Annotated in this window: 12 protein-coding genes and 1 pseudogene; 10 read left to right on the plus strand and 3 right to left on the minus strand. The window is 36.4% G+C overall.

Annotated features, from left to right (window positions below; genetic code table 11):
* Positions 1-37 precede the first annotated feature (37 nt).
* The 8 genes from ADM90_RS21620 to ADM90_RS21655 all read left to right on the plus strand — a co-directional run bounded on the left by ADM90_RS21620 (position 38) and on the right by ADM90_RS21655 (position 6,648).
* On the plus strand, positions 38-409 hold the full coding sequence (locus ADM90_RS21620; protein ID WP_053996938.1) for an ArsR/SmtB family transcription factor: 372 nt from the start codon (positions 38-40) through the stop codon (positions 407-409).
* Positions 390-2,513, plus strand: a complete 2,124-nt coding sequence (locus tag ADM90_RS21625; RefSeq protein WP_053996939.1) for a heavy metal translocating P-type ATPase — start codon at positions 390-392, stop codon at positions 2,511-2,513. Before ADM90_RS21620 ends, ADM90_RS21625 begins: the two co-directional genes overlap by 20 nt.
* 170 nt (positions 2,514-2,683) lie before the next feature.
* Positions 2,684-2,980 carry a late competence development ComFB family protein gene (locus ADM90_RS21630; RefSeq protein WP_412177005.1) on the plus strand — a complete coding sequence of 99 codons (297 nt, stop codon included), beginning with the start codon at positions 2,684-2,686 and terminating at the stop codon, positions 2,978-2,980.
* A 121-nt stretch (positions 2,981-3,101) separates the two neighbouring features.
* Positions 3,102-3,521 carry a transcriptional regulator MntR gene (gene mntR, locus ADM90_RS21635; RefSeq protein WP_053996941.1) on the plus strand — a complete coding sequence of 140 codons (420 nt, stop codon included), beginning with the start codon at positions 3,102-3,104 and terminating at the stop codon, positions 3,519-3,521.
* Positions 3,522-3,562: 41 nt separating this feature from the next.
* Positions 3,563-4,420: a CvfB family protein gene (locus ADM90_RS21640; RefSeq protein WP_053996942.1), complete on the plus strand. Its 858-nt coding sequence runs from the start codon at positions 3,563-3,565 to the stop codon at positions 4,418-4,420.
* 160 nt (positions 4,421-4,580) lie between these two features.
* A complete protein-coding gene (locus tag ADM90_RS21645) occupies positions 4,581-5,495 on the plus strand; it encodes a DUF1002 domain-containing protein (RefSeq protein ID WP_053996943.1) in 915 nt (304 codons plus the stop codon).
* 172 nt (positions 5,496-5,667) lie between these two features.
* Positions 5,668-5,949: a GNAT family N-acetyltransferase gene (locus tag ADM90_RS21650; RefSeq protein ID WP_053996944.1), complete on the plus strand. Its 282-nt coding sequence runs from the start codon at positions 5,668-5,670 to the stop codon at positions 5,947-5,949.
* A 390-nt stretch (positions 5,950-6,339) separates the two neighbouring features.
* Positions 6,340-6,648 (plus strand): hypothetical protein, encoded by a 309-nt coding sequence (locus ADM90_RS21655; RefSeq protein WP_053996945.1) that lies wholly within the window; start codon positions 6,340-6,342, stop codon positions 6,646-6,648.
* Between the two features lie 136 nt (positions 6,649-6,784).
* On the opposite strand, the gene ADM90_RS21660 is transcribed toward ADM90_RS21655, so the two are convergent.
* From ADM90_RS21660 to ADM90_RS21670, 3 genes are all read right to left on the minus strand, one after another.
* Positions 6,785-7,927: an MFS transporter gene (locus ADM90_RS21660; protein WP_053996946.1), complete on the minus strand. Its 1,143-nt coding sequence runs from the start codon at positions 7,925-7,927 to the stop codon at positions 6,785-6,787.
* A gap of 591 nt (positions 7,928-8,518) precedes the next feature.
* Positions 8,519-10,042 (minus strand): succinate CoA transferase, encoded by a 1,524-nt coding sequence (locus ADM90_RS21665; protein WP_053996947.1) that lies wholly within the window; start codon positions 10,040-10,042, stop codon positions 8,519-8,521.
* Positions 10,043-10,401: 359 nt separating this feature from the next.
* Positions 10,402-11,052, minus strand: coding sequence for a LytTR family DNA-binding domain-containing protein (locus ADM90_RS21670; RefSeq protein WP_053996948.1), 651 nt, complete (start codon positions 11,050-11,052; stop codon positions 10,402-10,404).
* Positions 11,053-11,556: 504 nt separating this feature from the next.
* Here ADM90_RS21670 and ADM90_RS21675 point away from each other — a divergent pair.
* Both ADM90_RS21675 and ADM90_RS21680 read left to right on the plus strand, forming a co-directional pair.
* Positions 11,557-12,093 (plus strand): annotated as a pseudogene (locus ADM90_RS21675) (AraC family transcriptional regulator); the annotation flags it as partial.
* A 101-nt stretch (positions 12,094-12,194) separates the two neighbouring features.
* A partial coding sequence (locus ADM90_RS21680; protein ID WP_200908580.1) for a transposase occupies positions 12,195-12,480 on the plus strand: 286 nt, incomplete at its 3' end.

Genomic DNA, 12,480 nt, shown 5'->3' on the forward strand with positions numbered 1-12,480 from the left:
GATTACAATCAAACGAATATTTGAATGAGGTGAGCGAATGTCGAAGGAATTATGTGAGACAACACAGATAAACGAAGAAGCAGTGACAAGAGTACAACAGCAAATGCCAGATTTATCAGGTGTCGCCAAATTTTTAAAAGCATTATCTGATGAAACAAGGCTTAAAATTGCCTATGCTTTAACGGTAGAAGATGAATTATGTGTTTGTGATGTTGCAACTATTATTGGTTCTTCAGTTGCCACAGCATCCCATCACTTACGATATTTAAAAGATAATAATTTAGCGAAATCACACCGTAAAGGTAAGCAAATGTATTACTCTTTAGCGGATGAGCATGTATATCAAATTGTAACAATTGCCTATGAACACGCGAAAGAGGGGATTGCGGATGGCGGCGACACCAATTAAACAAGAATATAGGCTACAAAATTTATCCTGTGCAAGCTGTGCAGCAAAATTCGAGAAAAATGTAAAGGCTATTCCAGAAGTACAGGATGCACAAGTCAATTTTGGTGCTTCTAAAATTACTGTAATTGGCGCTATTAGTGTAGACCAAATTGAAAAAGCTGGTGCCTTTGATGGTATCAAGGTGACCCAATCGGCAGCAAGAGCGCTTGAACAATCTACACCTTTCTACCGTAAAAAGGAAAATATTTTAGCAGGAATTTCTTTATTATTTGTTATATTAGGCTATGCATTGGCTGCTCTGCAAGGAGAGGCACATCCACTACCAGTAGGAATGTTTATTGTTGCTATTCTTGTAGGTGGTATTGGTATTTTTAAAACAGGCTTTCGTAATCTAGCTCGTTTTGAATTTGATATGAAAACATTGATGACCATTGCGATTATTGGTGCTGCAATTATCGGTGAATGGGAAGAAGCAGCAGTTGTCGTATTTTTATTCGCTGTTAGTGAAGCACTTGAAGCCTATTCTATGGATAAAGCACGACAATCTATTCGCGGATTAATGGATATCACTCCACCAACAGCTATTATTAAAAGAGCACATGGTGAGCATTTTCATGAGCTTGAGTTACCAACAGAGGATATTGAGATTGGTGATATTTTAATTGTTAAGCCAGGGCAAAAAATTGCGATGGATGGTATTGTTATTAGTGGTATTTCAGCGGTTAATCAAGCAGCGATTACAGGCGAATCAATTCCCGTTAATAAAACCGTAAATGATGAAGTATTTGCAGGTACATTGAATGAGGAAGGTGCACTTGAGGTACGTGTGACAAAACGTGTTGAGGATACAACGATTGCCAAAATTATTCATCTTGTAGAAGAGGCGCAGGCAGAAAAGGCACCTTCTCAGCAATTTGTAGATCGTTTTGCTAAATATTACACACCGGCTATTATGATTGTCGCTTTGTTAGTAGCTGTTATCCCACCTTTGCTCATAGGAGATTGGCAACATTGGATTTATCAAGGTTTAGCGGTTTTAGTAGTAGGCTGTCCTTGTGCACTTGTTGTTTCTACACCTGTAGCTATTGTAACAGCGATTGGCAATGCTGCAAGGCAAGGTGTTCTGATTAAAGGTGGTATTCACTTAGAGCAATTAGGGCATATTGAGGCGATCGCTTTTGATAAAACAGGCACATTAACAAAAGGGCAGCCCGCAGTAACAGATATTCTAACAAAAGATGGTTGGTCAGAGGACTACGTGTTGCAATTAGTGGCTGCAGTAGAGAAACAATCACAGCATCCGCTAGCTAAAGCTATTTTAAATTTATTGCATAATAAAAACTTACCAGCGCTTATCCCAGCAGAATTTCAATCAGTAACAGGTAAGGGAGCCTATGCTACTGTTGACAATCACATTATTTATGTAGGAAGCATAGCATGGATGGCTACATTAGCAACAGTCGATAAAGATGTAGAAAACCAGGTGCAAAAACTACAGAGACAAGGTAAAACAGTAGTAGCAGTTGTTTGTCAAAATAAACTTATTGGATTGATTGGTATTGCAGATCAAGTGCGTGATGAGAGTAAGAATGTATTACAAAAATTAAATGCCTTAAAAGTAAAGCATATCGTAATGCTGACAGGTGACGCAGAGCCAACAGCACAGGCCATTGCTAAATCTCTAGCGATAACAGATGTGCGTGCAAGTTTATTACCGGAAGAAAAATTAATGGCAATAAAGAATGTACATGCACAATTTGGCGCAGTAGCAATGGTTGGAGATGGTGTCAACGATGCACCAGCACTGGCTACAGCAAATGTTGGTATTGCTATGGGAGGTGCTGGAACAGATGCTGCCCTTGAAACAGCAGACATTGCTTTAATGGGTGATGATTTAACAAAGCTTCCGTATACAATTGGTTTAAGCAGAAAAACATTACGTATTATTAAAGAAAATATTATATTTGCCCTAGCTTTAAAATTAATTGCGTTATTGCTGGTGATTCCAGGATGGTTAACTTTATGGATAGCAATTTTCGCAGATATGGGTGCTACACTCTTAGTTGTTTTTAATTCATTAAGACTAATCAAAGCAAAAAAATAATGAAAAAAGTGTGATTCAAATATAAAATGTAGGAATTTAATCCTGCTTTGTCACTATAAATTTTACGTATATAGATGCTACTAGCGATTCTTGAAAAAGATTTTTCGGCACGCTATGATAGTTGTAGGAGTAATGTAACAATTCAATATAAATGAGGCGAAAGTTTGAATATGTCAGATCCTATTTTAGTAAATGTTACAGAAGAAATTGTGCGTGGTTTAGTAAGCTTTTTACTACGAGGACCAGAATATCAAACATTTTGTAAATGCAAAACTTGCGAGCTTGACACCGTGGCGCTTACATTAAATGCATTGCCAAGTAAGTATGTTACATCTATGGAAACTAGAGATGACGCATTTAGAGAGATGAATACTCCTGAAAGTATTGAACGTATTAACAAAGAGATTATTCATGCATTACATGTGGTAAATAAGCATCCTCGACACAAAATCGAGCCTACTTCTTAAGGGAAGAGGCTCTTTTTTAGTGCTACAAGAAGTGTTTTTCTAGCATATGTATTTTCAGTTAACTTTTAAGCCAAGCTTGTAGTAAACTAGAGAGTAAGAAAAGGAAAGAGAGGGAAAGGATATGCCAACACCTAGTATGGAGGACCATATCGAACAAATCTATTTATTAATTGCCAATAAAGGCTATGCGCGAGTGTCTGACATTGCTGAAGCATTATCTGTTCTTCCTTCTTCTGTTACAAAAATGGTTCAAAAATTAGATAAAGATGGTTATTTAGTTTATGAAAAATATCGTGGACTGACTTTGACGTCGAAGGGAGAAAAGCTTGGCAAACGTCTTGTGCAGCGCCATGAATTGCTCGAGCAGTTCTTACGAATGATTGGTGTAGATGAAGAACGTATTTATGATGATGTTGAGGGAATTGAACATCATTTAAGTTGGAATTCAATCGATCGTATTGCAGATCTTGTGCAAGTAATGGAAGAGAATCCAGACATCGTGAAAAAATTAGAGGCATCTAAGACACAGCACAATCTTTAAGGATTTTTTCAATATGATGGTGTAAAGGAAAGGAAGACAATATGAACGTATTAAAATCAGGTGAAGTTGTGACATTAACAGTATTAGAGCAACAGGCATCAAAATGGATTTTAACAAATGGAGTGGAAGAACTCCCTTTAAATGCTTCAGAGGTAACAGAGCCCCTAACAATAGGTGACAGCCTTGAAGTATTTTTATTTGTAGATCGTCGTGGCGATCTAGCTGCTACAACTGCTATTCCAGCTTTTACACAAGGTGAATACGGCTGGGCACGCGTCTTAAAAGTGGTGGAGCGTGAAGGAGCCTATGTGGATATTGGTACATCTCGTGAGGTATTAGTAAAGGCAGAGGATTTACCTGCATTAAAAGAGGTATGGCCAGAACCAGGCGATCATTTATTTATGACATTACGCACGGATCGTAACGGTGATTTATTTGGCCGCTTAGCAACAGAAGAAAAAATTTCAGAGCTATATGAGGGTGCCTTTGAAGATATGCACAATAAAAATATTTTAGCACGCCCCTACCGTCTATTACCAATTGGCTCATTTTTACTAGGTGTAGATCATCCTTACCGTGTATTTGTTCATGAATCAGAGCGTAAAGCTGAGCCAAGACTTGGACAAGATATCGTGGTACGTATTATCGATGTAAAAGAAGATGGTTCAATGAATGGTTCACTTTTGCCGCGTAAGCATGAGCGTCTTTCAGATGATGCGCAGCAAATTTTGAATTATCTTCGAGATGTTGGTGGTAAAATGCCATTTGGTGATAAATCCTCACCTGAAGAAATTCAAGAAATGTTTAATATGAGTAAGGGTGCGTTTAAGCGTGCTTTAGGCACACTGATGAAAGCTGGTAAGGTGAAACAACAAGATGGCTGGACGGAAGAAGCATAGTGGAAGATCAGTCTACAATAGGCTAGCGCAAGCATGGATCACAGAAAAAAGACGAGAGATATCCCTGAAACCTTCTCGTCTTTTTTTCGTACTAATAATTGTATAATGGCAATACATTGTATAGGCTAATATGAGCTTTTAGCGAAAGGGGTCCCATAATTTGAAAAAGACATGGATCAAAATACTAACAGCTACAATGTTGGTAGTGGGAGTGATGGCACCAGCAACAGGTTTTGCGGCTGATAATACACCTCCGAAAGCAATTGATGAAAAACTAGGTGCACCTATTGTAGTATATGGCGCAAATTTATCTGAGGCTGAAAAAGAATCAGTCAAAAAATCATTAAAGGTAAGTGAAGAACCTGAAATTGAAGAAATTGTTGTATCAGGTGAGGATTTAGTTAAATATATTAAAGATAGTAACTCAAGCTCTCGTATGTATTCCTCTGCTAAAATTACACGTAGAGATGCAGGAGAAGGCTTAGTAATAGAGATTGTTACACCCGACAATATTACACAAGTAACCTCAGAAATGTATGCCAATGCAATGTTAACTGCAGGCATTCAGGATGCAACTGTACAGGTAGCTGCACCAAAAGCTGTGACAGGACATTCAGCATTAGTAGGAATTTATAAGGCTTATGAGGTGACAACAGGTGAAACACTTGATATTGAGCGTACAGATGTAGCAAATGAGGAGCTATCAGTAGCAACATCCATTGCAGAATCAGCAGGGGTAGATGACGCGAAAGTTGCAGAGCTACTAACAGAAATAAAAAAGCAAATTGCTGAATTAAACCCAGCTACACGTGAAGATGTAGAAAAAATTGTTCAGGAGCAATTAACTAAGCTTGAAATTAATTTAAGTGAAAAAGATCGTCAATTACTCGTCGATTTAATGGATAAAATCAGTAAGCTTGATATTGATTTTAGTAAATGGTCTGAGCAATTAAATGATATTAGTAACACAATTCAAGAAAAATTCGGCTCCCTTATGGAAGACGAAGGATTCTGGGCAAGTGTGAAAAACTTCTTTGCTAATTTAAAAGATACTGTTTCTTCATGGTTTAAATAATATTACTAGAATAGAATCTCCCATATTTACTCAAAATAATAGAGTAGAATGGCAGATTCTTTTTTGTGCGAAAGCGAAGCGACAGCAGTACATGGTTTTGGCTTAAGCGTAAACACAAATTTTGTGAAAATATAAAAAGCTATGGTACTATGGATAAAAGGAGTGGTGAGAAATGGAATTCCAATTACAGCAATTAGCGGAAAATGAGTTTGCTTTTTTGAATGTACAAGAAGGGGAAAAGTTAGCAGAAATCACTTGGCAGCAAAAAGGACAAGTGATGGTCATGGATCACACATATGTATCGGATAAGCTACGAGGCCAAGGAGTGGCTAAGCAATTACTTGATCAGGCTGCTGATTATGCACGTGAAAAAGGTTATAAAATGGAGGCTGTTTGCTCTTATGTAGTGGCAGCATTTGAAAAATCAGATGCATATAATGATGTAAAACAATAAAATAAAGGCAATCTGCTTATGGGAAAAGCGGATTGCCTTTTTAATATAGTGTGCAAGTCATTTGAGCAGCTCCTTACAGTAAAGTGACACTATAAATGAGTAATGTTAAAAGACCTGCACCACCAATTAACGAAGCCATATCTATCCAATCATAAGCTAAATCAAGTTTCTTCATCATCATCACACTCCTAATTTAGTATTAATGCATTTATTCCCCATTTTTTAATGCTTTAATCATAAATAGTTGAAAAATTGTGAAAAAAGAAAAGAGTTTTTAGTCCACATATGTATAGAGGCGAGAGGGGATGAAAAAATAATGTTTAGCCTTCTAAGAATAGGGAAAAACTATACTACATAGCTAGTTTCTAAATTTTTAGGAGGTAATGAATGATGGCAAAACGTAAAGGAACAGGTGTTGTAATTGTAGGTTTAGCGAGTTTAGCAGCATCTTATTTAAGTAAAAAAGAAAATCGTGATAAAGCATTGACGATGTTTAATAGCATGAAATCCAAAGTAGAATCGTATCTTACACCTCAGCCTGATATAGATGATAGGGTTGTGGAACGAGTAGCAGCAGAGGTAGCAACAGAGGCTGGTACTTCACCAACGAAAATTGCTTCAAATGAAATGGTAGCTGAAGGTGGAGGACATACAGGTGTCCATTTCTATAATGAAGAAATCCAAGAAAAAGAAAAATAAGAAGGAACGTATCTGAAAACTTATGTTGAGGTTTATGAACATAAAGCGACAACATAAAGGCGATCACCCGTTGCTTAGCCAAACGTATTCTTTCTGCTATTGATGGTATTTTTTCAATACAAAAAGACCTTCTCGTTTAAGCATGAGAAGGTCTTTTATGTGGGATAAGGATAACACTAGCGAAAAGTAATAAGATGATGCCAGTAAAGATAAAGCCGCTCACAACACCTAAGGATAACCAGCCTAGTAATGAAGAGCCTATAACGACGCCTAGAGAGAAAAATGCATAGAAATAGCCATATGCTTTTCCTCGTATTTCGGCAGTAGTAGAGTCTATTAATAGGGAATTGACAGACGGGAAGAGGAAGCCGAATCCGATTCCATAGCAAGCCATTGCTATATAGAGTAGGGTGCTGGCATTTGCTTGGCTAATTAACAATTGGCTTAGTCCCATTAAGCATATACCAAAGGACAATGTTTTCAAAGGATTTACCTTATCAAAAATCCGATTAGTAGGTAACAGGAAAACGAGTACAGCGACAATGCCAAATGTGCTCATTAATGTTCCACTTAAACGGGAATCAAAGCCTAAGAGGTGAACTTTCAGTGGCAATAGATAGGCGATGACACCTTGAGAAAACATTAAAAAGAAGGCTCCTAAAAATGCCTTGAGTGTTCCAGTATTCTTAAAAAATACACTGATTGGAATATATGTATGAGACGCTGATTTCTCTTTTTTTATTTGTTTAGTATTCAGCATAAAAAATGCAAGAACACCTAAAAGAAGCATAAAGCTTGCCGTAATATTAAATACAAATGGGACACTTGTTCGAGTGGCTAAAATACCGCTAAATGCTGGGCCTATGATCGCTGCAATACCAACAAATGCTCCAGAAACAGCACTGCCTTTTCCACGTTTTTCTTGCGCAGTAGCATTTGCTAAAAACGTAAAGGCAGCAGGGACAATAAAGCCAGCGACAAGCCCATGAATAAACCGGATGATTAACAGCGTAATAGGTTCCTCTACTAAATTATAGAGTATTAATGAAAGTCCTGTTGTAAAAAGACCTATAACCAGAATAATAAAGGGCCCTTTGCGATCTGTTAAAAAGCCTGAAATGATATTGCCAAATGTATTGGATAATGAATACATACCTACTGCTAAACCCGTTAGGAATGCTGATGCACCTAAGGATTCGGCATATGTACTCATCACAGGAAGCTGGGTGAAAAGATCAAAAAATGAAAAGAAGATAATTGCATAGATAAAGTTTCGCATAGCAAGCCTCCATTTGATAATAGTTCTCAATAATTGATTATACCATTTTTTAAATATAAAAAAGATATAATCTATAGGAAGAGATTCGCAATCTTGAAAAATCAATCCGTCAATGACTTCTTCGCACTAATTGATAGGATTTTAGATTATCTTTATCTGAAGTTCTATAGAAGGAGGGAATACAAAAAAGACTTCTTAAATGCCCATAGAGTAGCCTAAAGTATGAAGAGATTTTAAATTGCTATAATGGGATATCGATGAGTAATAATATTAATAGTTCATAGGGGTGTTTAAAAATATTTTACAGCATGGGGTCAGGTAATTACATAAAAAGAAGCAGAAGAAGGGAGCAACGAAAATCATATTCCAGTGTTTGGTATGGGGCTTGCTTATGAGTGAGTTGAAAAATTTATACCATTGACGGTGAATTATCTTTTAACAAGAGGATGATTTTCGGCGTAACAAGGCAAGTAGGATAGTCTGAGAGCTTTCCCTGAGACTTTAAAAGTAAGCATGTTCTTCGTAATAGAATTCACTACTCAATGCTGCTGCCCCCATTACTTTACATAATGGGGGCAGCAGTGAGTGATATTAAGCTTGTGCAGGTACACTTTGCTTCATTGTTTTATTTTTAGCAAGGTTTACATGCCAAGAAAGGGCTTCCTCTAAAATATGTGGTGTTTGCTGATCACCAGTTGCTTCAACAGCACGGTTGTAATAATCCCATAACTGCTCTTTGTAGTCTGGATGTGCACAGTTTTCAATAATTAATTTTGCACGCTCTTTTGGTGCTAAGCCACGTAAGTCTGCAATTCCTTGCTCTGTTACGATAACATCTACATCATGCTCTGTATGGTCAACATGTGATACCATTGGAACAACAGAAGAAATAGCGCCGCCTTTTGCGTATGATTTTGTAACAAAAATACCAAGGCGAGCATTACGTGCAAAGTCACCAGAACCACCGATACCGTTCATCATTTTTGTACCTGATACGTGCGTAGAGTTTACGTTGCCATAAATATCTAACTCAAGCGCTGTGTTGATTGAGATTAGACCTAAACGACGAATAAGCTCTGGGTGGTTAGAAATTTCTTGTGGACGTAAGCAAATTTTATCCGCATAGTTTTCTAAATTGCCATATACCTTTTTCTGTAATTCTTCAGTAAGTGTAATGGATGTTGCTGCAGCGAATTTTACTTTGCCTGCATCAATTAAGTTGAATACTGCATCTTGTAATACTTCAGAAGCAACAACTAAATCTTCGAATTCTGAATCTGCGAAGCCATCTAATACAGCATTAGCAACAGAACCCACACCAGATTGTAATGGCATTAAGCTATTTGTTAAACGACCTGCTTTAATTTCATCGCGGAAGAAGTCTAATAAAATATTCGCCATTGTTTGTGTTTCTTCGTCTGGTGGTACGATTAGTGAAGGAGCATCTGGCTCTTCAGAAATAACGATTGCTTTAATTTTCGAAGGGTCTACTTTGATACCGATGTCGCCAATACGTTGTTGTACATCTGTCATTGGAATTGGCTCACGAGCACCTTGCTCTGCTGGTACATAAATATCATGAATGCCGATTAATGCTTCTGGATGAGAGATATTTAGTTCAATAATAATATTTTCAGCATATTCAGCAAAAATTGGTGAGTTACCTACTGAGTTTGTTGGCACGATGATGCCATCTTCTGTAATAGCCACAGCCTCAAGAATTAAGTATTTAATTGGTCCAATGATACCTTGACGTACTAATTCAGCGTTATGTGAAAGATGTGCATCCACATATAAAATATCGCCAGAGTTAATTAAGTTACGAATGCCAGCGTCTCCTTGGAATGGTCCACGCTTACGAATTACACCAGCTTCAGCCAAGTATTTATCTACTTCAGGTCCTAAAGAAGCACCTGTATAAACATCAATCTTGAATTGCTCATTTTTAGCACGTTCTACTAAGGCCATAGGAACTACTTTTGCATCCCCAGCACGAGTAAAACCACTCATCCCAACTACATCACCATCAGAAATAAGTGCCGCTGCTGCTTCAGCAGTAACAATTTTACTTTCAAGCTCTTTTAAACCTAGGCGTTTTTGAACATTTGCATCCATAAAAAAATCCTCCCCTAAATAATTTTGATGGAAACCGAATTATAAACTAGAAAAATCTTTCGGAATTTTCTGTTTCTTCAGTTGTAGTATAACTCCAACCATTTGAATAATATTATCACCAAAAGGTCACAAAAACTCTATGAATAGCATTAAATTAAGTAAAAAAAGAAAAAACGAGCATTAAAATGATTTTTCGACAGAGAAAACGTTTTATTGTAGAGCTGTATAAATTTAGAGGGTTTCTACATAAAAACTATGTAAAAATTGTTAATGAAGGATGATGAACAGATAGAAAGCAGCTTTATTTTCGTAAAAAAGCAGCGAACAATTCGCAAAAAATTGCTCGCTGTACTTAAAAATTAGAAGCCTAAAGAACGACGGAAATAGCTTGCATAGCGTTGGCTAACGGGAATACGCGTCCCGTCTTTCATAATTAACAAAAACGTTGAGTGAGAATCTGGTTGAATTTCATCAATATAGTCAATGTTGACGATATAAGAGCGGTGACAACGAATAAATGAATCAGGTGCTAAAAATAACTCCAGATCACTTAGGTTTAAACGATGATAACCTTCTCGAGTCATTGTTTTAACAAATGTTTTACGGAGTTGTGTTTCTAAATAAATAACTTGATCATGTTGAATTGGATACCAGCAATCATCAATTTTGATGGTAATGTAGTTTGTTAAGAAAGCTGATGGTTTTTGTGGGAAGATAGCCGTAATGGCACCTTTCATTTCGCCTTCCTCCATCAAAGGAATACTCATGCCATAATAGGCTACACCGAAAACATCAGGCTCAATGTAAGAGCTGATTTTTTGACCATAGCTTAATGCTTTGTGAGCCGCTGAGCCTTCTTTAATAGGGTCGCCTGGTTTAATTTTTAAATCAACTTTTTTACTTGGTTGGTAATATAAATATTCGTTTGTATCAGAAATTGCAATGGAAGTATTTTCAGGGAAGAACTCTTTAATAATATCCATAATTTCTTCTATTTGCTTTGGATCCACGTTAAACACCTCGTTTAAACTTTTAAAAATAGTATTATCATCTATTTTACTACATATTCATATAAATTATATAGAGAAGATTTAGGAATGAAATAGAAAAATGTCGATTGATTGAATAAAATGGTGTAATATGTTTTGTATAATTTGTAAATACATTTATTTAATAACTAATTTTTTTAATAGGTATATGGTAAAATCTAATTGTTAGGAATAAGTTTATAAGGTTTTTACGATGCATATGTGATAAATTAGAACTAGAGTTACAATTAAAATGTGGTTGAAAGGAAATCGCAGAATATGGTAATATTCACTGTATAGTCTATTTTTTAAAAATCTAGTGTTTTAGTCGGGGTATTTTTAAGCTATTTTCTATAAAAAATTATGAAATAGGTCTCAGTTCTTATGGGAGATAAGTAAATACTATTTTCTTATTTTTAATTCGTCGAGATTGATGTCAAATATTGTTAATCAATTCTTGTACTCTGAGGAAAGATGGGGAAGATTATGCAACTACATCAACATTCTATGTCAGAAACGATATCCAAAAGATACTTCCAAGAAATCGATAATATTAATCAATATATCGGTGTCGAAGAATTTTTTAATATTGAGTCGAAATTAATTTTTGAGATTTATCATTTAGAATCTGCAAAAGCTAAGAAATCTTTACATGAATTAATTGATATTCTTTCAATACGTTTTGGCAAGCAGGTCATTAAAATTGTACGCAGTTATTTTTCTGTTTTATCATCAATTGTTGCTCGCAAATTGCTAGACAATCAAGTACCAGCGAAAAAGGCATTTGCTTTTAATATTGCTTGTAACGATATGATTGAAAACCAGATGAAAGATGCAGAATTTCTACAATTTGCGGATGATCTAATTGATTTCTTTGTCTACTTTATTGCAGATCGCAAACAGCCAACTTTCCGACATCAAACAGTCAATAAAGTAATTATGTATATAAATGACGAACTAGAAAATGATTTAACGGTGGAAAGTATCGCCAATCACTTTCATATAAGCACTAGTCACGAGAGTATAAAATATTTTGTGTAAATAGAAAATTCCATAGAAAAAGGAAGACCCTTTCTTGGTAGAATTAAGTCACCACAACCAATCCTAGAAAAGAGGTCTTCCCTATGAATCAGTTTACAACAGAAATTGTCGATGCACTAGTCAAAAAACAAGATATTACCGAGGTTTTTCGTTCGCACTTGGAAATGGCGATCAACTCGCTACTGGCGACAGAGCTGACGGAATTTTTGGATTACGAAAAATACGATCGTATCGGGTTCAACTCAGGCAATTCTCGCAATGGGTCTTATTCGCGTACACTTCACACGGAGTACGGCGATTTAACGCTTCAAATCCCGCGGGATCGCAACGGTGAGTTTAAACAACAGACAGTGGTACCATATAAGCGCT

The organism is Lysinibacillus macroides (genome assembly GCF_001281525.1).
GTDB lineage: Bacteria > Bacillota > Bacilli > Bacillales_A > Planococcaceae > Lysinibacillus > Lysinibacillus macroides.

What these genes read in the sequence shown, in the direction of transcription:
- ADM90_RS21620 (WP_053996938.1), top strand. Translation starts at nt 38, where the DNA reads ATGTCGAAGGAATTATGTGAGACAACACAGATAAACGAAGAAGCAGTG.
- ADM90_RS21625 (WP_053996939.1), top strand. Translation starts at nt 390, where the DNA reads ATGGCGGCGACACCAATTAAACAAGAATATAGGCTACAAAATTTATCC.
- ADM90_RS21630 (WP_412177005.1), top strand. Translation starts at nt 2,684, where the DNA reads ATGTCAGATCCTATTTTAGTAAATGTTACAGAAGAAATTGTGCGTGGT.
- mntR (WP_053996941.1), top strand. Translation starts at nt 3,102, where the DNA reads ATGCCAACACCTAGTATGGAGGACCATATCGAACAAATCTATTTATTA.
- ADM90_RS21640 (WP_053996942.1), top strand. Translation starts at nt 3,563, where the DNA reads ATGAACGTATTAAAATCAGGTGAAGTTGTGACATTAACAGTATTAGAG.
- ADM90_RS21650 (WP_053996944.1), top strand. Translation starts at nt 5,668, where the DNA reads ATGGAATTCCAATTACAGCAATTAGCGGAAAATGAGTTTGCTTTTTTG.
- ADM90_RS21655 (WP_053996945.1), top strand. Translation starts at nt 6,340, where the DNA reads ATGGCAAAACGTAAAGGAACAGGTGTTGTAATTGTAGGTTTAGCGAGT.
- ADM90_RS21660 (WP_053996946.1), bottom strand. Translation starts at nt 7,927, where the DNA reads ATGCGAAACTTTATCTATGCAATTATCTTCTTTTCATTTTTTGATCTT.
- ADM90_RS21665 (WP_053996947.1), bottom strand. Translation starts at nt 10,042, where the DNA reads ATGGATGCAAATGTTCAAAAACGCCTAGGTTTAAAAGAGCTTGAAAGT.